Origin of the sequence: Microbacterium sp. oral taxon 186 str. F0373 (assembly GCF_000411455.1) — a bacterium.
In the GTDB taxonomy this organism is placed as follows: Bacteria; Actinomycetota; Actinomycetes; order Actinomycetales; family Microbacteriaceae; genus Microbacterium.
In genome coordinates, this window is record NZ_KE150458.1 from 564,637 (window position 1) to 584,899 (window position 20,263).

19 protein-coding genes and 1 tRNA gene are annotated in these 20,263 nt (G+C 68.6%); 15 read left to right on the plus strand and 5 right to left on the minus strand.

From position 1 onward, the window contains the following. The first annotated feature begins 3 nt into the window (after positions 1 to 3). The 4 genes from ileS to ndk are packed head-to-tail and all read left to right on the plus strand — an operon-like array spanning position 4 to position 5,582. Positions 4 to 3,423 (plus strand): isoleucine--tRNA ligase, encoded by a 3,420-nt coding sequence (gene ileS / locus HMPREF1529_RS12835; RefSeq protein ID WP_016465122.1) that lies wholly within the window; start codon positions 4 to 6, stop codon positions 3,421 to 3,423. Next, positions 3,420 to 4,772: a bifunctional folylpolyglutamate synthase/dihydrofolate synthase gene (locus tag HMPREF1529_RS12840; RefSeq protein ID WP_016465123.1), complete on the plus strand. Its 1,353-nt coding sequence runs from the start codon at positions 3,420 to 3,422 to the stop codon at positions 4,770 to 4,772. Before ileS ends, HMPREF1529_RS12840 begins: the two co-directional genes overlap by 4 nt. Further along, positions 4,760 to 5,167, plus strand: a complete 408-nt coding sequence (locus HMPREF1529_RS12845) for a DUF4233 domain-containing protein (RefSeq protein ID WP_005053480.1) — start codon at positions 4,760 to 4,762, stop codon at positions 5,165 to 5,167. Before HMPREF1529_RS12840 ends, HMPREF1529_RS12845 begins: the two co-directional genes overlap by 13 nt. Before the next feature lies 1 nt (position 5,168). After that, complete coding sequence (gene ndk, locus HMPREF1529_RS12850; protein ID WP_005053482.1) at positions 5,169 to 5,582, plus strand: nucleoside-diphosphate kinase; 414 nt, start codon at positions 5,169 to 5,171, stop codon at positions 5,580 to 5,582. 98 nt (positions 5,583 to 5,680) lie between these two features. Here ndk and HMPREF1529_RS12855 read toward each other — a convergent pair whose 3' ends face one another. Next, entirely contained in the window at positions 5,681 to 6,295 is a 615-nt protein-coding gene (locus tag HMPREF1529_RS12855; RefSeq protein ID WP_016465124.1) for a vitamin K epoxide reductase family protein, read from the minus strand. A 306-nt stretch (positions 6,296 to 6,601) separates the two neighbouring features. Between HMPREF1529_RS12855 and HMPREF1529_RS12860 the strand changes: the two genes are divergently transcribed. Then, positions 6,602 to 9,019: an Rne/Rng family ribonuclease gene (locus HMPREF1529_RS12860; RefSeq protein ID WP_016465125.1), complete on the plus strand. Its 2,418-nt coding sequence runs from the start codon at positions 6,602 to 6,604 to the stop codon at positions 9,017 to 9,019. A 24-nt stretch (positions 9,020 to 9,043) separates the two neighbouring features. Here the strand turns inward: HMPREF1529_RS12860 and HMPREF1529_RS12865 are convergent, their stop codons facing one another. Beyond that, complete coding sequence (locus HMPREF1529_RS12865) at positions 9,044 to 9,316, minus strand: DUF4031 domain-containing protein (protein ID WP_016465126.1); 273 nt, start codon at positions 9,314 to 9,316, stop codon at positions 9,044 to 9,046. A 192-nt stretch (positions 9,317 to 9,508) separates the two neighbouring features. On the opposite strand from HMPREF1529_RS12865, the gene rplU reads away from it, so the two are divergent. The 10 genes from rplU (at position 9,509) to HMPREF1529_RS12915 (ending at position 16,252) form a co-directional block, all read left to right on the plus strand. After that, positions 9,509 to 9,817 carry a 50S ribosomal protein L21 gene (rplU, locus tag HMPREF1529_RS12870; protein WP_005053490.1) on the plus strand — a complete coding sequence of 103 codons (309 nt, stop codon included), beginning with the start codon at positions 9,509 to 9,511 and terminating at the stop codon, positions 9,815 to 9,817. Positions 9,818 to 9,835: 18 nt separating this feature from the next. Further along, complete coding sequence (rpmA, locus tag HMPREF1529_RS12875) at positions 9,836 to 10,093, plus strand: 50S ribosomal protein L27 (RefSeq protein ID WP_005053492.1); 258 nt, start codon at positions 9,836 to 9,838, stop codon at positions 10,091 to 10,093. 104 nt (positions 10,094 to 10,197) lie between these two features. Beyond that, positions 10,198 to 11,718, plus strand: coding sequence for a GTPase ObgE (gene obgE / locus HMPREF1529_RS12880; RefSeq protein ID WP_016465127.1), 1,521 nt, complete (start codon positions 10,198 to 10,200; stop codon positions 11,716 to 11,718). Further along, complete coding sequence (gene proB / locus HMPREF1529_RS12885; protein ID WP_005053499.1) at positions 11,715 to 12,548, plus strand: glutamate 5-kinase; 834 nt, start codon at positions 11,715 to 11,717, stop codon at positions 12,546 to 12,548. The genes obgE and proB overlap by 4 nt, the downstream gene beginning before the upstream one ends. Before the next feature lie 53 nt (positions 12,549 to 12,601). After that, positions 12,602 to 13,873, plus strand: a complete 1,272-nt coding sequence (locus tag HMPREF1529_RS12890; protein ID WP_016465128.1) for a glutamate-5-semialdehyde dehydrogenase — start codon at positions 12,602 to 12,604, stop codon at positions 13,871 to 13,873. A 40-nt stretch (positions 13,874 to 13,913) separates the two neighbouring features. Next, on the plus strand, positions 13,914 to 14,141 hold the full coding sequence (locus tag HMPREF1529_RS12895) for a hypothetical protein (protein WP_005053504.1): 228 nt from the start codon (positions 13,914 to 13,916) through the stop codon (positions 14,139 to 14,141). Between the two features lie 9 nt (positions 14,142 to 14,150). Beyond that, on the plus strand, positions 14,151 to 14,753 hold the full coding sequence (nadD, locus tag HMPREF1529_RS12900; protein WP_005053506.1) for a nicotinate-nucleotide adenylyltransferase: 603 nt from the start codon (positions 14,151 to 14,153) through the stop codon (positions 14,751 to 14,753). Next, on the plus strand, positions 14,750 to 15,730 hold the full coding sequence (locus HMPREF1529_RS12905) for a hypothetical protein (RefSeq protein WP_005053510.1): 981 nt from the start codon (positions 14,750 to 14,752) through the stop codon (positions 15,728 to 15,730). Before nadD ends, HMPREF1529_RS12905 begins: the two co-directional genes overlap by 4 nt. After that, positions 15,727 to 16,104 (plus strand): ribosome silencing factor, encoded by a 378-nt coding sequence (rsfS, locus tag HMPREF1529_RS12910; RefSeq protein WP_005053513.1) that lies wholly within the window; start codon positions 15,727 to 15,729, stop codon positions 16,102 to 16,104. Before HMPREF1529_RS12905 ends, rsfS begins: the two co-directional genes overlap by 4 nt. A gap of 72 nt (positions 16,105 to 16,176) precedes the next feature. Then, positions 16,177 to 16,252: transfer RNA gene (locus HMPREF1529_RS12915), tRNA-Ala, on the plus strand. Here the strand turns inward: HMPREF1529_RS12915 and HMPREF1529_RS15740 are convergent. The 3 genes from HMPREF1529_RS15740 to HMPREF1529_RS12940 form a co-directional block, all read right to left on the minus strand. Then, positions 16,241 to 17,932 (minus strand): recombinase family protein, encoded by a 1,692-nt coding sequence (locus tag HMPREF1529_RS15740; protein ID WP_016465129.1) that lies wholly within the window; start codon positions 17,930 to 17,932, stop codon positions 16,241 to 16,243. The two genes, HMPREF1529_RS12915 and HMPREF1529_RS15740, sit on opposite strands and share 12 nt — an antisense overlap. A 325-nt stretch (positions 17,933 to 18,257) precedes the next feature. Next, positions 18,258 to 19,232, minus strand: a complete 975-nt coding sequence (locus tag HMPREF1529_RS12935; RefSeq protein WP_016465130.1) for an aldo/keto reductase — start codon at positions 19,230 to 19,232, stop codon at positions 18,258 to 18,260. Then, a complete protein-coding gene (locus HMPREF1529_RS12940; protein ID WP_016465131.1) occupies positions 19,229 to 20,023 on the minus strand; it encodes a TetR/AcrR family transcriptional regulator in 795 nt (264 codons plus the stop codon). The genes HMPREF1529_RS12935 and HMPREF1529_RS12940 overlap by 4 nt, the downstream gene beginning before the upstream one ends. Positions 20,024 to 20,263 lie beyond the last annotated feature (240 nt).

The following is a 20,263-nucleotide window of genomic DNA, read 5'->3' on the forward strand; positions in this document are numbered from 1 at the left end:
GACATGAGCTACCCCCGTCCCTCGACGAACCCCGCCGCCGGCGACACGAGCCCCTTCGGGCCCGCCGCCGACGTGTCTCCGAGCCCGCGCTTTCCCGCGATCGAGCGCGACGTGCTCGACTTCTGGGCGCGCGACGACACCTTCCGCGCGTCGATCGCGCAGCGCGACGGTGCCGAGGAGTGGGTGTTCTACGACGGCCCCCCGTTCGCCAACGGACTGCCCCACTACGGGCACCTGCTCACCGGGTACGCGAAGGACCTCTTCCCGCGCTTCCAGACCATGCGGGGCAAGAAGGTGGACCGCGTCTTCGGATGGGACACCCACGGCCTTCCCGCCGAGCTCGAGGCCATGAAGCAGCTCGGGATCACCGAGAAGAGCGAGATCGAGCAGATGGGGATCGCCGCCTTCAACGCGAAGGCCCGCGAGTCGGTGCTCGAGTACACGCAGCAATGGGAGGACTACGTCACCCGCCAGGCGCGCTGGGTCGACTTCGAACGCGGCTACAAGACGCTCGACACGGGCTACATGGAGTCGGTGCTCTGGGCGTTCAAGGAGCTGTGGGACAAGGGCCTCGCCTACGAGGGGCACCGCGTGCTGCCCTACTGCTGGCGCGACGAGACCCCCCTGTCCAACCACGAGCTGCGCATGGACGACGACGTCTACAAGATGCGCCAGGACCCCTCGGTCACCGTCACGTTCCCGCTCGTCGGTGTGAAGGCGGAGAGCCTGGGGCTCACCGGCGTGCGCGCCCTGGCGTGGACGACCACGCCGTGGACGCTGCCGACCAACCTCGCTCTGGCCGTCGGCCCCGACATCGAGTACGTCGTCGTGCCGGGCGGGCCGCACGGCGCGGCGGATGTCCCGGCATCCGGCGACGACGAGGGCGCAGCCGCCCACCGCTACCTGCTCGCCTCCGACCTGCTGGGCGGCTACGCGAAGGACCTCGGCTACGAGACCCCGGCCGACGCGGCCGAGGCCGTCGAGCGAACCGTCCTCGGCAGCGAGCTGGCGGACGTCCACTACGACCGGCTCTTCGACTACTACGCGGATGCCGAGGTCTGGGGCACCGAGAGCGCCTGGCGCATCCTCGTCGACGACTACGTCAGCACGACCGACGGCACGGGCATCGTGCATCAGGCACCCGCCTTCGGTGAGGACGACCAGCGGATCACCGAGGCGGCAGGCATCCCGCTCATCATGAGCCTCGACGACGGCGGACGCTTCCTCCCGCAGGTCGGCGATGTCGCGGGCGAGCTCTGGATGGACGCCAACCGTCCGCTCATCCGCCTGCTGCGCGCCGAGGGTCGCCTGCTGCGCGAAGCCTCCTACGAGCACTCCTACCCGCACTGCTGGCGGTGCCGCAACCCTCTGATCTACAAGGCCGTCTCCAGCTGGTTCGTGCGCGTCACGGCGATCAAGGACCGCCTGATCGAACTCAACGATCAGATCACCTGGGCGCCGGAGAACGTCAAGCACGGGCAGTTCGGCAAGTGGCTCGAAGGCGCCCGCGACTGGTCCATCAGCCGCAACCGCTTCTGGGGCTCGCCGATCCCCGTGTGGCGCAGCGACAACCCGGAGTACCCGCGCGTCGACGTCTACGGGTCGCTCGCCGATCTGGAGCGCGACTTCGGCCGCCTCCCGCGCAATGCCGCGGGCGACGTGGATCTGCACCGTCCCTACATCGACGAGCTGACCCGGCCTAACCCCGACGATCCGACCGGGCAGAGCACGATGCGCCGCATCGAGGACGTCTTCGACGTGTGGTTCGACTCGGGCTCGATGCCCTACGCGCAGGTGCACTATCCGTTCGAGAACCGCGAGTGGTTCGACGAGCACGCACCGGCCGACTTCATCGTCGAGTACATCGGCCAGACGCGCGGCTGGTTCTACGTCATGCACGTGCTCTCCGGCGCCCTGTTCGACCGGCCCGCCTTCACGGGCGTCGCCTGTCACGGCATCGTGCTCGGCAGCGACGGCCAGAAGATGAGCAAGTCGCTGCGCAACTATCCCGACGTCAGCGAGGTGTTCGACCGCGACGGCTCCGATGCGATGCGCTGGTTCCTCATGGCCTCGTCGGTGCTGCGCGGCGGCAACCTCATCGTGACGGAGGAGGGCATCCGCGCGGGCGTGCGCGAGTTCCTGCTGCCGCTGTGGAACACGTGGTACTTCTTCGCGACCTATGCGAACGCCGCGACCACCGACGGATACGAGGCGCGCTGGCGCACCGACTCGACGAACGTTCTGGACCGCTACATCCTCGCCCTCACCGGCGACCTCGTGCGCGGCGTCGCCGCCGACCTCGAACAGCTCGACTCGACGACGGCCGCGGCGAAGCTCCGCGACTTCGCCGAGGCGCTCACCAACTGGTACGTGCGCCGCTCGCGCGACCGGTTCTGGGTCGGGGTGACCGACGACGAGACGTCGACCGAAGCCTTCGACACCCTGTACACGGTGCTCGAGACGCTCACGCGCGTCGCCGCACCGCTGATCCCGCTCATCTCCGAGCGCGTCTGGCAGGGGCTCACCGGCGGCCGCAGCGTGCACCTGGAGGACTGGCCCGACGCCGATGCGTTCCCCGCCGCGGCCGACATCCGCACGGCCATGGACGCCGTTCGCGACGTCTCCAGCGTCGCCAACGCCCTCCGCAAGAAGGAGGGCAAGCGCGTGCGTCTGCCGCTTCCCCGACTGACCGTCGTCGTGGCGGATGCCCGTGCGCTGGCACAGTTCGAGGACATCCTGCGCGACGAACTCAACGTCAAGGCCGTCGAGCTCGTCGAGCTCGAGGCGGACACGGCAGCCGACTACGGCATCACCCACCGCCTCTCGGTCAACGCTCGCGCGGCGGGCCCGCGTCTGGGCAAGCAGGTGCAGCAGGTGATCGCCGCCGCGCGCGCGGGGGAGTGGACGGATGCCGAGGGCACGGTCGTCGTCGGCGGGATCGCCCTGGAGCCCGGCGAGTACGACCTCGTGCTCGAGACGGCCGGCCGCCCCGATGGGGAGGCGCTCGCCGTGCTGGCGGGGTCGGGAGAGCGCCAGGGCGGCTTCGTGCTGCTGGACACGACCACCACGCCGGAGCTCGAAGCCGAGGGACTCGCCCGCGACATCGTCCGCGCCGTGCAGGACACGCGCAAGGCCGCCGGGTTCGACGTGAGCGACCGCATCCGCCTGCAGCTGCTGTTCAGCTCGTCGGAGGATGCCGCGGCCGTTGCGTCCGCCTTCGGCACCGCCGACGTGGCGGGGGAGACACTCGCCCTCGATTACGCGGTCGTCTCACCCGAAGGCACTGCGCTCGTCGGGGAGGGATCGGTGTTGGCTGCGGCCGAAACGATCGACGCCGACCACACGGCGCTCGTCGCGGCCGGCACCTACGCCAACGCCGGCGACGTCACCGTCGCCGTCACCCGGATCGGAGCGTCCTCGTGAACGACCGTCAGCGCGCCGACGCCGTCTACCAGAGCCTGCTGACCCGTCAGGGTGAGCAGTGGGTGCAGCCCCGGGTCGAACGCACCCGTCGCGCGCTGGAACTGCTCGACGATCCGCAGCGGACCTACCGCGTCGTGCACGTGACCGGGACCAACGGCAAGACCTCGACCAGCCGCATCATCGAGTCGATCGTGCGTGCCCACGGGTTGCGCACCGGGCTGTTCACGAGTCCCCATCTCGAACGCTTCACCGAGCGCATCATGATCGACGGTGAGCCGATCGAGGACGCACTCATCGCCGATGCCTGGGACGAGATCGCCCCGATCGTCGACCTGGTCGACGCGGAGCTCGCGGCATCCGGGGACGCCGCTCTCACCTTCTTCGAGCTGCTCACGGTGCTCGCCTTCGTGGCCTTCGCCGACGCGCCGGTGGACGTGGCCGTCGTCGAGGTCGGGATGGGCGGCACGTGGGACTCGACGAACACGGCCGACGGCGACGTCGCGGTGATCGCACCGATCGATCTCGACCACGCCGACAAGCTCGGACACACGATCGCCGAGATCGCCGCCGTCAAAGCGGGGATCATCAAGACCGACGCCGCCGCGGTGTCGGCACAGCAGGATCCCTCGGCCCTGAGCGTCCTGACCGCAGCCGCGGCCGCGCGAGGCGCGTCCCTCGCGGTCGAGGGGACGGCCTTCGGCCTCACGAGCCAAACGCTCGCCGTCGGCGGACAGCAGCTCAGCGTGCGGGGCCTCGCGGCGACATACGACGATCTCTACCTGCCGCTGTACGGCGCGCACCAGGGGCACAACGCGGCCCTGGCCATCGCGGCCGTCGAGTCGCTCATCGGCGCCGGTCGACAGCCGATCGCACCCGATGTGCTCACTGACGGACTCGCACAGGTGACCTCGCCCGGCCGTCTCCAGCTGATCGGGGTCGCGCCCACCGTGCTCATCGACAGCGCGCACAACCCGCACGGCGCACGCGCTCTGGTGGCCGCGTTGGGCGACTCGTTCGACTTCGACGAATGGGGCATCGTGCTCGGCGCGTTCGCCGACAAGGACATCGCGGGGATCGTCGCCACTGTCGCGCCGGCGGCGACCCAGGTGTTCGTGACGGCGCCGGACTCCGAGCGGGCTGCCGACCCCGATGCGCTGGCCGACCTCGTCGAGGCCGCGGGAATCCCCGTCACCGTGCACCGTGACCTCGCTGACGCGGCCGAAGCCGCGCGCGAATGGGCAGCGAGCTCGGACCGACGCGCGGTCGTCATCGCGGGCAGCGTCGTGCTGGCGGGCGAGGCCCTGCAACTCGCCGCGGACGGCGACTGGAAGGCCGGGTGGAGCGCGTGAGCGCACGCGCGCGGCGCGCACGCGGCGCGGAGGAATCGCTCGCACAGGTCGTGCTCGGGTTCGAGTCGATCATCGTTTTCCTCGGCGGCCTGGCGGTCTACGGTCTGAACGTGCTTCCCGCCGGCATCCCGTCCTGGTGGGGGATCGTCGGCGGCTCCGTGCTGGCGGCGCTCCTGATCCTCACGACCGGCCTGACACGTTCACGGGTGGGCATCCTGCTCGGCTGGCTCTGGCAGCTCGTCGTCGTACTGGGCGGACTGCTCGTGCCCGCGCTGGTCATCGTCGGCGTGATTTTCGGCGGCATGTACGCGTATGCGACCATCAAGGGCAGAGCGCTCGACCGTCGCAACGCGGCCCGCGCAGACGCTTCCCCGCACGTCACGAACGGAGAATGAAATGCCCACCGAAGAGACTCTCGTCCTCGTCAAGCCCGATGGCGTGGCGCGCGGCCTGACCGGAGCGATCCTGGCGCGCATCGAGGCCAAGGGTTACGCCCTGGTCGACATCAAACTCGTCGAGCCCGACCGCGACGTGCTCGAGCAGCATTACGCGGAGCACGCGGGCAAGCCCTTCTACGAGCCGCTTCTCGAGTTCATGCTCTCGGGGCCGTCGGTCGCGATCCGTCTCGCGGGAAACCGCGTCATCGAGGGTTTCCGCTCCCTGGCCGGCACGACCGATCCCACGACCGCAGCACCGGGCACGATCCGGGGCGACTTCGGGCGCGACTGGGGCCTGAAGGTCCAGCAGAACCTCGTGCACGGCAGCGACAGCCCCGAGTCGGCCGCGCGCGAACTGGCGATCTGGTTCTGATCGCCCGCCTGCACGCTCCGATGCCCTTCCGCCTCTGAGGCGGGAGGGCATCGCGCATCTGGGCTTCGGGCGCCTCTGAGTGCGAGCGCCTCCGAGGTTCAGAAGATGACGTCGAGCAGCTGCGGGATGGCGTCGAGCCGCAGCTGCGCGAGCAGGAGCACCACCGCGTACGACACGAACGCCATGAGCGGGACCCACGCGACCAGAGAGTCACCGGCGGCACGCACACGCGGGTGGGAAGAGATCACGCCCGAGCGCAGCAGCTGGACCGCCACGGCGTAGAACGTCGGGATCGTGACGAGCCACGTGACCATGCACCAGGGGCACAGCGTTCCGAGGAAGAAGATGCTCTGGGTGATCAGCCAGATCACGAATCCGAAGGCGAACGTGACGCCCGCGAAGAACGTGAGCCAGAACCAGCGGGCGAAACGGGCGCCGGCGAGAACAGCCATCCCCACCACGATCGGCGCCATCCAGCCGGTGAGCCCCAGGATGGGGTTGGGGAAGCCGAAGACGCTGCCCTGAGCGGAGTCGAGGTTCGCACTGCACTGCACGACGACACTGAAGTCGCACGACGCCGGTGCGGTCGATCCGGTGGCCTTGTCGAACTTCTCCAACGTCAGGGCGAACGCCGCGATCCACCCGATGACTCCCGCGATCACCAGCCAGATGGCGAGGATCTTCGGGCGGGTGTCGATGGTCTGCGCGGACATGCTGGCGATTATCGCATCCACACGGACGGTCGCTGCTGGGAGACCGAATGAGCGTCAGAGCACGGTCCGAGCGTCGCTCTGCTCAATCTTCCTCGGATGATGCGATAATGGTGGCCGATGCATCGCGGCCGCGCCGCACCACGCATCACCGAAGACTTCGGGCGATGAACGCCCTTGGCAGCACGAGTCCCGCCGACGAGCGGGTGAGGCTGCAGACCGAGTGAGTATGCGGTTCCCCACTATCGGGTGACGCCGCCAGAGTTCACCCGACGGCACGCGGAGCCGGCGGCGAGGAGTAAGCCAGAGATGGCCGATGAGAACAACGATCAGTCCACAATCCCTGCCGACGAGGTCCTGACCCCGTCGCTTCCCTCCGTCGAGGAGGCTGGTGCGCCCACGGACGTCGACACGATCGACGCGGACGCCGGCACGCGCGACGCCTCTGCAGAGGACGCGCCCGTCATTGACGGCGCGCCGGTCGCGGAGGAGCACAGCGGCGAGGCGGAGGCCGCGGATGCTGAGGGCACCGAGGCCGACGGCACCGCGTCCGACACCACGGCGCCCGACGCCGCCGAGCCCGACGCCACCGAGGCCGAAGCGACGGAACCCGAAGCGACGGAGCCCGTCACGGCCGTGAGTCTCGGGCTCCTGCCCGCCGAGTTCGTCTCCGCCGTCTCCACGCAGCTGGTCTTCTACGCGCCGCAGATCGTGCCGCTTCCCGCACGTCCCGGCATCCGTGTCGATCAGCGAGACGATCGGGACGAGGGGCCCTCCGAGTCGGGCACGAGCGCGCGTCGGCGCAACCGCCGCCGGGGCGCCGGCTCGTCGGCCGCCGAGGATGACGCGCCGCGTGAGCAGAGCCAGCCCCGTCGGCGCGCCGTGGAGCTGATCACCGAGCCGCAGCGGATCAAGGGATCGACGCGTCTCGAGGCCAAGAAGCAGCGTCGCCGCGACGGCCGCGAAGCCGGACGCCGGCGCACCGTCGTCACCGAGGCGGAGTTCCTCGCCCGGCGCGAGGCCGTCGACCGCGACATGATCGTGCGCTCGAAGAACGGGCGTATCCAGATCGCCGTTCTCGAAGACAACGTGCTGGTCGAGCACTACGTCGCGCGCAGCCAGGAGTCCTCACTCATCGGCAACGTGTACCTCGGCCGCGTGCAGAACGTGCTGCCGAGCATGGAGGCCGCCTTCGTCGACATCGGTCGCGGACGCAACGCCGTCCTCTACTCGGGAGAGGTCGACTGGGATGCCGTGGAGACGGGCAACCAGCCGCGTCGCATCGAGCTGGCACTCAAGAGCGGCGACCGCGTCCTCGTCCAGGTCACCAAGGACCCGGTCGGACACAAGGGTGCACGTCTGACGAGCCAGATCTCGCTTCCGGGCCGCTACCTCGTGTACGTGCCGGGCGGTGCGATGAACGGCATCTCCCGCAAGCTCCCCGACACGGAGCGCGCCCGCCTCAAGCGCATCCTCAAGGAGGTGCTGCCGGAGTCCAGCGGTGTCATCGTGCGAACGGCTGCGGAGGGCGCGACGGAGGACCAGCTCACGCGCGATGTGCAGCGGCTCACCGCGCAGTGGGAGCACATCTCGTCTCAGGTCGAGAAGATCGGCGCTCCTGCGCTCCTGCACTCCGAGCCCGACCTGCTCGTGAAGATCGTCCGCGACGTCTTCAACGAGGACTTCTCCAAGATGCTCATCCAGGGCGAGGACGCCTACCAGACGATCACCGCCTATCTCGCCGGCGTCGCCCCGGACCTCCTCGAGCGCGTGGAGAAGTACGAGGACGACCAGGACCCGTTCGACCGGTTCCGCGTGACGGAGCAGATCGAGAAGGCGCTGGACCGCAAGGTCTGGCTGCCGTCCGGCGGCTCGCTGGTGATCGACCGCACCGAGGCCATGACGGTGGTCGACGTCAACACCGGCAAGTTCGTCGGCTCCGGCGGCAACTTGGAGGAGACGGTCACCAAGAACAACCTCGAGGCCGCTGAGGAGATCGTCCGTCAGCTCCGTCTGCGCGACATCGGCGGCATCATCGTCGTCGACTTCATCGACATGGTGCTGGAGTCCAACCGCGACCTCGTGCTGCGCCGTCTCGTCGAATGCCTCAGCCGCGATCGCACGAAGCACCAGGTCGCCGAGGTGACCTCGCTCGGCCTCGTGCAGATGACGCGCAAGAAGCTGGGACTCGGTCTGCTGGAGACCTTCAGCGAGGCCTGCGAGGTCTGCGCCGGTCGCGGCGTGATCGTGCACCACGACCCGGTCGTCAAGCACCGTGGCGCGCAGGCGCCCGCGTCGACCGGCGGCCGTCGGTCGCGACAGAGCTCCTCGCCCGCCGCCGCAGGCGGCAACGGCTCCGTGAGCGGCGGCACGCACGTGATCACCGAGAGTGCGAAGTCCGCGCTCGCGCAGATCGCCGCGTCCACCATCCACACCGCAGCCGAGGATGCACCGGAGGCCGCAGAGGCCCCGGCGGTGACATTGATCGACGCGCAGCCTGAGGCCGCACCCGAGCGCGCCAAGCGTCCCCGCAAGAAGCGCGAGCCGGCTTCTCGCTCCTCGGCCAACGAGCGGAGCGAGAAGGAGATCCTTCTCGATTCGGTGCTGAGCGCTCTTCCGGAGCCGAAGGCTCCTGGCCAGGGTCGGGGACGCCGACGCGTCACCACCGCGGCGCTGACCGGAACCCCGGTGGCGGCGACGCCGACGGCCGAGCCCGCCGCCGAGTGATGCTCGCGCGTCGCGGGGGAGCGGTCAGCCCTCGCGACGCTCGCGTGCCGTGATCCGCAGGCCCGAGGCGATCAGACGCTTGACGAGTTCGTGGCCGCTGACGTGCTCGGCTCCGGCGGCGACGAGACGCGCCAGCGCATCCTCGGGAACGTCGTAGTGGTCGCGATCGAATCCGCGACGCGGGATCCCGTTCGCGGCCGCGAAGGCGTGCAGTTCATCGAGGTCGCTGTCGCTGACCAGGTGCGCCCACAACCTCCCGTGGGCGGGCCAGCGCGGGTCGTCGATGAGGATCGCCATCCTCGCAGTCTAGGTCGACGCGCGACACGCCTTGCGTCGCTTTTGCCGATGGCCTCGGCATCCGGTAAAGTAGACCCTTGGTGCGTCGAGTTTCGCCTCCGCACTGGATATTTGGGTACACCCGCAGGGGACGTACTCGTCCCATGAAGACAGCCGGGGCCGTTGGCTCCGCAGAAGAAAAACAGGTGTGAAGTGGTTTACGCAGTTGTGCGCGCCGGTGGCCGTCAGGAGAAGGTGGAGGTCGGCACGATCGTCGTCCTCGACCGTCAGCAGGCCAAGATCGGCGACAAGCTCGAGCTGCCCGCGGTGCTGCTCGTCGATGGCGACGCCGTGACGACCGACGCCGACAAGCTCGCGAAGGTGACCGTCACCGCCGAGGTCCTCGGCGAGGAGCGCGGCCCGAAGATCGTGATCCAGAAGTTCAAGAACAAGACCGGCTACAAGAAGCGCCAGGGCCACCGTCAGGACCTCACGCGCGTCAAGATCACCGGCATCAAGTAAGCGGAAGAGGCAGACGAGATGGCACACAAGAAGGGCGCAAGCTCTACCCGTAACGGTCGTGACTCCAACGCCCAGCGACTGGGCGTGAAGCGTTTCGGCGGCCAGGCCGTCAGCGCGGGCGAGATCCTCGTTCGCCAGCGCGGTACGCACTTCCACCCGGGCGCCAACGTCGGCCGCGGCGGAGACGACACGCTGTTCGCCCTCGCCGCCGGTGCGGTCGAGTTCGGCACCAAGGGCGGCCGCAAGGTCGTCAACATCGTCGCCGCGGCGGAGTGACCGCGCGTTCGACCACGAACATGAGGTGAGGGGCGGGCTTCGGCTCGCCCCTCCTTCGTTACATCCCCTTTCCTCTTTCCCCACCTTTCCGTCAGGAGACCGACATGGTGACCTTCGTCGATCGAGTGACGCTCCATCTGCGCGCCGGCAAAGGCGGTAACGGCTGTGTGTCCGTGCGCCGCGAGAAGTTCAAGCCGCTCGCCGGCCCCGATGGTGGCAACGGAGGCCACGGAGGCGATATCGTCCTCGTCGCCGACCCGCAGGTGACGACGCTGCTGTCGTACCACCACTCGCCGCACCGGTCCGCCGGAAACGGCGGATTCGGCATGGGCGACAACCGTTCCGGCGCCGCGGGCGAAAGCCTGGAGCTCGCCGTTCCGGTCGGCACCGTGGTGAAGGATGCCGAGGGTGAAACCCTCGCGGACCTCATCGTTCCCGGGACGCGCTTCGTCGTCGCTCCCGGCGGCCAGGGCGGGCTCGGCAATGCCGCGCTCGCGAACCCCAAGCGCAAGGCGCCGGGCTTCGCACTGCTCGGTACGCCCGGGTGGGAGGGTGACGTCTTCCTCGAGCTGAAGACGGTGGCCGACGTCGCTCTCGTCGGCTTCCCCTCCGCGGGCAAGTCGAGCCTGATCGCTGCCGTCTCGGCGGCGCGGCCCAAGATCGCCGACTACCCGTTCACGACGCTGCATCCGAACCTCGGCGTCGTGCAGGCCGGCGACATCCGCTTCACCGTCGCCGACGTTCCCGGACTCATCGAGGGTGCCAGCGAGGGCAAGGGGCTGGGCCTCGAGTTCCTCCGCCACGTCGAGCGCTGCACCGCGTTGGTGCACGTCCTGGACTGCGCGACCCTGGAGCCTGGACGCGACCCGCTGAGCGATCTCGACGTGATCCGCGAAGAGCTGGCGAACTACCCGGTTCCCGAGGGACAGATCCCTCTGCTCGATCGCCCGCAGCTGGTGGCCCTGAACAAGGTCGACGTGCCCGAGGCGAAGGATCTCGCCGATCTCGTGCGTGCCGATCTCGAAGAGCGCGGCTACCGCGTGTTCGAGATCTCGACGGTCAGCCATGAGGGGCTGCGTCAGCTGACGTTCGCGCTGGGCGAGATCATCGCGCAGCATCGCGTGCAGGTGGCGGAGGCCCCCGCAGCAGAGCGCATCGTCATCCGCCCCAAGGGCGCGCAGAAGGAGTTCGAGATCCGCGTCGAAGGCGGCACCTACGGCAACGTCTATCGCATTCTGGGCGACAAGCCGCTGCGCTGGGTACAGCAGACCGACTTCCAGAATGAGGAGGCGGTCGGCTTCCTCGCAGATCGCCTCGAGAAGCTGGGCGTCGAGGACGAGCTGTTCCGCGTGGGAGCCGTCGCGGGCTCAACGGTCGTGATCGGGCCGGGCGACGGCATCGTGTTCGACTGGCATCCGTCGCTGTCTTCCGCGGCCGAGCTGATGACGGCTCCGCGCGGGACCGATCCCCGACTCGACCTCAACCCGCGCCGCACCACGTCACAGCGTCGCGAGCGGTACCACGAGCGGATGGACGCCAAGGCGGAGGCCCGCGCGGAACTCGAGGCTGAGCGCCTCGGGGCGCCGGATTCCTTCCTCGACGGGGAGGACGACGAGCGAGCGTGAGCGTGCACGATCGGTCCGGTATCGCGGGGGCGCGTCGCGTCGTCGTGAAAGTGGGTTCCTCCTCCATCAGCGGCGACAATCATCACCGCATCGAATCGATCGTCGACGCCCTCGCGGCGGCACACGCTCGCGGCACGCAGGTCGTACTGGTCTCCTCCGGTGCCATCGCGACGGCGCTGCCGCTGCTCAATCTCGCGGGTCGTCCGTCCGACCTGGCGACGCAGCAGGCGGCCGCCGCGGTCGGTCAGAACGTCCTCATGTGGCGCTATCAGACCACGCTGGAGCGCTATGGCCTGCTCGCCGGTCAGGTGCTGCTGACGGCAGGAGACCTCGAGAATGCGGCACACCGCGCCAATGCGCGCCGGGCGGTCGACCGCCTGCTGGGCCTCGGTGTGCTGCCCATCGTCAACGAGAACGACACCGTCGCCACCCACGAGATCCGCTTCGGCGACAACGATCGCCTCGCGGCCCTCGTCGCGGAGCTGATCGGCGCGGATGCGCTGATCCTTCTCAGCGACATCGCGTCGCTGTACACGCGTCCGCCGTCCGAGCCCGGTGCCGAAGCGATCCACACGGTGCCTTTCGGCGACGACCTGAGCCGTTTCGAGTTCGGATCCGTCGTCGTCAACAGTGTGGGCACAGGGGGAGCGGCCACCAAGGCGTCGGCGGCGCGCCTCGCCGCGGCATCCGGGATCGGCGTGCTCGTCACCAGCGCCGACCTCGTCGAGCAGGCACTGGCAGGCGAGGACATCGGCACCTGGTTCGCGCCGAATCCCGAGACCCCGCCGCGCACGGGCACCACACCGCTGCCGGCGGTGGGCTCCGTCTGAGCGTCGCCGTCGCGCACAGCGGATGCCGGGACGCCGCTCGGTAGAATGAGCGGATGACCACCGTCTCTGTCGACGCGCTCACCGGCGCACGCCAGCGCATCGCCCGCGCGCACGATGCGGCGCGCGGCGTGGGCCTGCTCACCGATTCGCAGAAGGCCGACGCGCTGCGCGCGATCGCGGGCGCGATCGAGGCCGCGACCGACGACATCGTCGCGGCGAACGCCGTCGACCTCGAGCGCGGGGAACGCGACGGGCTGTCCGACGGTCTGCTCGACCGCCTCCGTCTCGACCCGGCGCGCGTCGCGGCCCTCGCCGCAGCCGTCCGTGACGTCGCCGAGCTGCCCGACCCGGTCGGCCGCGTGCTGGACGAGCGCACGCTGAGCAACGGCGTGCGACTGCAGAAGGTATCGGTGCCGTTCGGCGTCGTCGGTTCGATCTACGAGGCCCGCCCGAACGTCACCGTGGACATCGCGGCGCTGGCGTTGCGGTCCGGGAACGCGGTCGTGCTGCGCGGCGGCACCGCCGCACAGTCGACGAACGCTGCGCTGGTCACCGCCATGCGCGACGCCTTGGAGGGTCAGGGGATCGATCCCGAAGCCATCCAGACCGTCGACGATTTCGGGCGCGACGGTGCCCACGCGCTGATGCAGGCACGCGGGCTCGTGGACGTGCTCGTCCCGCGCGGCAGCGCTCAGCTGATCGAGACCGTCGTCACGCAGTCGGCCGTGCCGGTGATCGAGACGGGTGCCGGCGTGGTCCACATCGTCCTGGACTCATCCGCACCGCTCGAATGGGCCCAGCAGATCGTCGTGAATGCCAAGGCCCAGCGGCCGAGCGTGTGCAACGCGGTGGAGACGGTCCTCGTGCTGCGCGACGCGGCCGAGCGCCTGGTGCCTCCGGTCGCCGCCGCGCTGCAGGAGGCCGGGGTCACCATCCACGGCGACGAGACCGTCCGCGGGCTGGTCGCCGAAGCGGTCGCGGCGACGGATGCCGACTGGGCGACCGAACACATGAGCCTCGACCTCTCTATGCGCGTCGTGGACGATCTCGATGAGGCCCTGGCCCACATCCGCCGCTACTCGACGCATCACACGGAGTCGATCGTGACGGCCGACGAGGCCCGGGCCGAGCGGTTCCTCGCGGAGGTGGACTCCGCGGTGGTGATGGCCAACGCGTCCACTCGTTTCACCGACGGCGGCGAGTTCGGCTTCGGTGCCGAGGTCGGCATCTCCACGCAGAAGCTGCATGCCCGGGGCCCGATGGGCCTTCCCGAGCTCACGAGCACCAAGTGGCTGGCGCGTGGGTCCGGGCAGATCCGCACCTGACCGCCTAAACTGAACAAACCCGACTTTCGAAGGAGTCCGAATGACCCTCGCCACGACCCTCGCCCTCGCTGCGGCGCAGGCGGAGCCTCACGGCAACGTCCAGGCCCAGACGTTCATCTTCGGCCTGATCGCGTTCATCGTGTTCCTGGCGCTGGGACTGGTCACGCTGTCCTACCGGAATGTCGCCAACCGTCACTCGCACAAGGCCGAGGCGTACGCCAAGGCGCACCCCGTCGACCAGGCGCAGGTGGGACACGGCCACCACTAGGACGCCGGCATGACCTCGATACGCGCCCCCCGCATCGGGGTCATGGGTGGAACCTTCGACCCGATCCACCACGGACACCTCGTGGCGGCGAGCGAAGTCGCGCAGTCGTTCGACCTGGACGAGGTGATCTTCGTTCCGACCGGCATGCCGTGGCAGAAGGACAAGGAGAAGGTCACCGCCGGTGAGCATCGGTATCTGATGACCGTCATCGCGACGGCATCCAATCCGCAGTTCACGGTCAGCCGCGTCGACATCGATCGCGCCGGACCCACCTACACGATCGACACCCTGCGCGACCTGAAGAACGCTCGTCCCGACGCCGAGCTCTTCTTCATCACGGGGGCCGACGCCATCGCTCAGATCCTCGGATGGCGCGACCACGACGGCCTCTGGGATCTGGCGCACTTCGTGGCGGTGTCACGGCCGGGGCACGTCCTTTCCACCGAGGGCCTTCCCGAAGACGTCGTGAGCAGACTCGAGATCCCCGCCCTGGCGATCTCCTCCACCGACTGTCGCGAGCGGGTGAACCGAGGCCACCCGGTGTGGTACCTCGTCCCCGACGGCGTCGTCCAATACATTGCGAAGCACCACCTTTACCGGAGCGAGGCATGAGCACACCCGACCAGCCCGATACTCCCCAGCTGACCCGCCGGCAGTTGCGCGAGATGCGCAACACCGCTTCGACGCCGGTGATCACCCCCGAGGATGCCGAGAAGGCAGCACACCCGGCCGAACCGGCCCCTCCCGTCGTTGCTCCGCTGCCGCGGGCCGCCGCGCCCGTCGAGGTCGCCGAGGCACCCCCCGCGGCCGCCGACGTCGATGTCGACGCGCCGTCGTTCACGCGGCGCGCCGCCCGTCGTCAGGAGCGACTGCGGACGGCCTCGGTGCCGGTCGCCGACGAGACGCCCACCCCGGCGGAATCCGCCCCGAACGCTCCCGTGGACGAACAGGAGCAGGCCGACGTTGCCGCGGGGGACACCCACGAGGCCGACGCCGCCGCATCGGTCGATCAGCGCGGCGATGCCCCTCCGGCCGACGTCACGCCGGAAAAGACCCCCGAGCCTGCAGACGATGAAGAGCGGCCCGTCGTCGCACCGACGTTCGGTTCGGGGCTTCTCGCCGGGGAGGGTGTGGAGATCGATCTCCCGGCATCCTTCGATCAGCTTCTGACCCGAGGCAGCACCGCCACCGGTGCGCTGTCGGCGCCCAACGCGCTGATCCTGTCGCAGACACCGGAGACCGGTGCGCTCGTCTCGCCCATCACGGGCACCGGTGAAGTCCTCATCACCGGAACCTTCTCTCTTCCCGAATCGTTCGGATCGACCGGCGCGATGCCCGGCCGCACCGATAACAAGGAGACGGACGCGGTCCTCGTCGACGGCGAGCTTCCCGCCTCCTCCTCACCCACCCCGATCGCGGCCAGCTCCGCGATCAGCACGATCAAGAGTGCCGAAGACATCATCAAACCGCCCGCGCCGGAGAAGGGGAGTCGGCTCATGCTGGCGCTCGTCATCACCGCGGGAGCGCTGGCGCTGGCCTTGACCGGCGTGCTGATCGTGGCCCTTGCGACAGGAGCATTATTCCGATGACCACTGCAGACACCACCCGCACCCTCGTGAACGTCGCCGCCGCGGCGGCCGAGAGCAAGGGCGCCGAGGATCTTCTCGCCTTCGACGTCTCCGAGCCTCTGCCTCTCGTGGATGCCTTCCTCCTCGCCACCGGCTCGAGCGAGCGCAATGTCGCCGCCATCGCCGACGCCGTCGAGGAGGCGATGCTCGAAAACGGTGTGAAGCGTCTTCGCCGCGAAGGCCGCCACGAGTCGCGGTGGGTGCTCCTGGACTTCGGCGACCTCGTCGTCCACGTCTTCCACGAGCAGGAGCGTGTGTTCTACGGGCTCGAGCGGCTCTGGAAGGACTGCCCGATCATCCCGATCGAGCTGCCCGCACCCGCCGTCGCGGACTGAGCCGTGTTCGTCGCACTCCTCGACATGTAGTAAGCTTGAGGGGTTGCCGCGGAGCGGTGACAAACTGAAAATGGGCCTGTGGCGCAGCTGGTAGCGCACCTGCATGGCATGCAGGGGGTCAGGGGTTCGAGTCCCCTCAGGTCCACCATTTGGTCGAAGTTCCAACCCTGCCCCGCTGATCGTGGGGCAGGGTTTCTTCGTTGTGCTCCAGGTTGATGTCGGGGTGGAGTTGGCCGGTGCGTTGCCAGAACTCGGCGTGGAGTCGGTTGGTGGGGTCGAGGATGGTCTCGTAGATGCCGGTGAACTCCGAGGTCACGTCAAGGTTCTCTTTGAGAGTGATCTTGGTGAAGAACGCCTGGTTACACAGGCGTCGGCGGGCGTCGTCGCAGGCGAGGTAGAACGCGTGCGCGTTGGTCGCCAGGTGCAGGTAGGCGCGTAGCCGGAGCTTGGCGTCCTCGCGCCCAGCCCGGTAGGCAGACAGGCGTTGGTCGATGTCGGTGAGCATGCCTTCTATGCGGTGCTGTTCCTTCTTGAGTACGGGCAGGCTGATCGCGTCGGCGTAGTGGGCTTGCAGGAGCCGGAGTTGTTCGTCTTCGAGGCGTTCTTTCTGCCGGGTCAGGTCGCGGCGCTGGGTCTCGGATTCAGCGTCGATGCGGTCGAAGATGTCCTCGATCATGCCGGTGAGGGCGTCGGCGGCTTCGGGTGAGAGCTCGATGGTGCGGTAGTGCTCGGCGACCAGGCGCTCCACGGTGGGGACGAGCACGGCCTGTCGTTCGCAGCCGCTGGTGCCCATGTGCCGGCCGAGGCAGATGAAGTAGGGGTAGGTCTCGCCGTGCCGGTTGCGGGCATGGTTAATCGTCATGCGTTTCCCGCACCCGCAGTACAGGGTGCCTTTGAGGTAGTGCTCGTGGGTCTGCGTGCGGTCGCCGGCGACGTTATGGGCGTCGAGGACGTTCTGCACCTTGGTCCACACGGTCGGATGCACGAGCCGGTCGTGGATGCCGAGGTGGCGCGCGCCCTTGTAGACGATGTCGCCCTTGTAATACGGGTTGCGCAGCATCCGTTGCAGCGTGGAGACCCCGATGGGTTTGGCGGGCCGCTTCGGGGTGGGCAGGCTGGTCAGCCCGCGGGCGGCGAGCTCGTCGGCCAGGTCGGACAGGGATCGGTTGCCGACCGCGTATGCCTCGAACGCCCACGCGACCAGCGGTGCACGTTCGGGGTCGACCGTGACGGTGCGGACCTCGCGGCCTTGCGGGTCGCGTTCTCGGACGTTGAGGTAGCCGAGCGGTGCCTTGGTGACGGTGCCGCCGGACGCCGCCTTCTGTTGGAGTCCTTTGGTGACCTCGCCAGCGAGGTTGCGGGAGTAGAACTCCGCGATGGTGGACATGATGCCGTGCAGCAGCATCCCTGTCGGGGTCTCATCAATGTTCTCGGTGACCGACACCAGTGTCACCCCGGCCTGCCGGAGCGCGAGGTGGATCGCAACGTCGTCGGCGCGGTTGCGGGCGAGCCGATCGAGCTTGTAGACGATGCACAGATCGACCTGGTTGCTCTTGATGTAGGAGAGCATGCGTTGCAGGTCGGGCCGCCGGGCGTTGGTGGCGGTCTCTCCGGCGTCGATGAACTCCTCCACGATCATCGCGCCAGCCTCGGCGGCGGCACGTCGGATCGCGTCGCGTTGGGCGGGGATGGAGAACCCTTCCTCGAACCCGCCGCGCTCGGCCTGTTCCTTGGTGGAGACCCGGATGTAGGCGACGGCGCGCTGCGCGTTGTTCAGCCCCTCCTGATCGGCGGGCACGGCGGTGTGGGCTTCGGTGGCGGCGGGCATGGTGCTCTTTCCTCTCAGGCGGCTGCGTGCCCTTCGCGGTGATTCCGCGAGCGCCAGTTGAGAGAAAGAGCATGACCCGTCGCCTGCGAAGACATGTAATTCAGGGCGCGCGAGGTTCGTCCAGCTTGGACCGACTTTGATTGGCTTTGCTTGCGACTTCGGCGTAGGTGATTTCGGACCTGTAGGTGATGGTGCCGAGCGCGCGAGGAGAACCCCGCGACGTCACCGGCGCGGTCTTTGAGGATGCGGTCACCAGTGGGAAGGTCGGCTGGCGGCAGCACGCGCTACCGGAGACGATCCGTGAGAGCACCAAGGCGGTTCGGGGCTACTCAGTGCTGGCGGCTTGCTTCTGGATGGCCTCGAGTGCCTGAATCGACATGGTATCGAGCGCCGCGTTCGCCTCGTCTTCGACCGCGGTGAGTGCTTTCACCTCGTCGTCGGTGAGCTGTGGGGCGAGTACCGCGGCGCGGAGGTTCTCCTCTAGGTGGCTCGCGGAAGTGGTGCCTGGAATTGGGATGATGACGGAGGAACGTCGCAGCAACCATGCCAGAGCAATGGTGGTCGTGGGGGCGCCGAGTCTGCGGGCGGGCGCGACGAGCGCGTCGAGGTCGGCGAGGGCTCCGGTGGCGAGGGGGAAGTAGGGGACGAAGGCGATCCCGTCACGTTCGCAGGCAGACAGGACGCCGACGCCGCTGCGGTCGAGCAGGTTGAAACGGTTCTGCACGGCGGCAATCGGGGTGAGGCGTTGGGCGCGTTCAAGCATGGCTGGGGAGGCGCCGGAGATGCCGATGTGCCTGATCTTGCCCTCCTCGCGTAGCTCTACGAGGGTGCCGAGAGAGTCCTCCACCGGAACGTCCTCGGCGATGGCGCCGGCGCGATTGGTGCTGTCACCCCAAAGCCGCAAGTAGGTGAGAGGGCTGCTGTCGGTGCGCAGGTCCAGCAGCGCGTCCTCGACCTGCGTACGGATGGTCTCGGGGCGGCTGTCCGTGAGCCATTCGCCCCGAGGGCCGCGCCAAGCACCGACCTTGTTGCCGATCACGATCTCGTCGTCGAAAGGGGCCAGGGCCCGTCCGATCAGCTGGTTGACGGTACGCGGGCCGTAGGCGTTGGCGGTGTCGAAGAACCGTACGCCAAGTTCGACGGCACGTCGGAGGATGGCGATCGCTCCGGTCACGTCTTCAGGCAGGCCGATCACACCGGTGCCGCTCAACCTCATCGTGCCGTAGCCGAGGCGCGGTACGCGGTATTGGCCACCGAGCAGATGGGTGCTGTCAAAACGGGAGGTTGTGGTGCTGGTCATAGTGTGGATCCTTTCCGTGGGTTTCGTAGGCCGGTTGCGAGCTGGGCGGCGCCGGGCTCCGCGGCGAGTACCGTGAGCCACTGGCGCAGCAACGCCGCCTCGGCGGGAGTGAACGACATGCCGGGCGAGGCCAGCCGTACGAGAAGCGCTCGGGCAGCTTGCTCCTGGGTGATTTCGTTGCGGGGCTGTCCTGTGATCTGGGCGATTAGGCTCGCGCGCATGTCCCGAGCCCAGGAAGCGGTCGGGGACGCGTGCAGGCGGTTCAGCATGGTGACGCAGCCGACGGCGGTGGCGGTCGTCGCTGCTGCGGCGTCCTCGACGGGAACCCGCAGGAGCCCTTCCGCGGCGAGACGCTCCAGACCGCGTCGGAGTTCGGCGTCGGCCGTGGCGGCGGCCCTCGACGGGCGCGGACCGTACATGAGGGCATAGAGCACGGGATTGGCGACCCCGAATTCGATGTGCAAGTCCCAGCCAACCGCGAAGTCCGCCAGGAGGTCCCCAGTACGCAGCATCCCGCGTTTCCGCTCCAGGTAGTCGGCGAATGCGTGCTCGACGACCGTGTCGAGCAAGCCTTCCTTGGTGCCGAAGTGGTGATAGAGCGTCGGCGCGGCGACGCCGGCAGCCTGGTACAGCTCGCGCGTGCTCGGTTCGCGCTCGGGGTGCTGCGACAGGAGCGTCGTCGCGGCGCTCAGCAGACGCTCTCGACCAGATTCCATGTGTATCAACGATACACGAAAGGGCCGGTTACATCTATCGCTGATATACGGAGGGCGCTGGTTCGATTCGGGCATGAGGGCTCTCCGACAGATGGGTGATCTCCGGTCGTCGTGGCGGGAGTCCCTGATTGCGCTGCTCACCTGCGGGTGCTCGCGTCGCCTCCTGCGCCCTGCCAGATCCTCATAACAGCACACGGCCTGGAGTTCTCCTGCGTGGCGGCCGTCTTCAGCTGCCACGCCTCTTGCAGATCGAGGACGCCCGCCCCTCGGGCGGCGGATCGCTCACCTCCCCGACGAGCGAAAGGATGTGCGGCG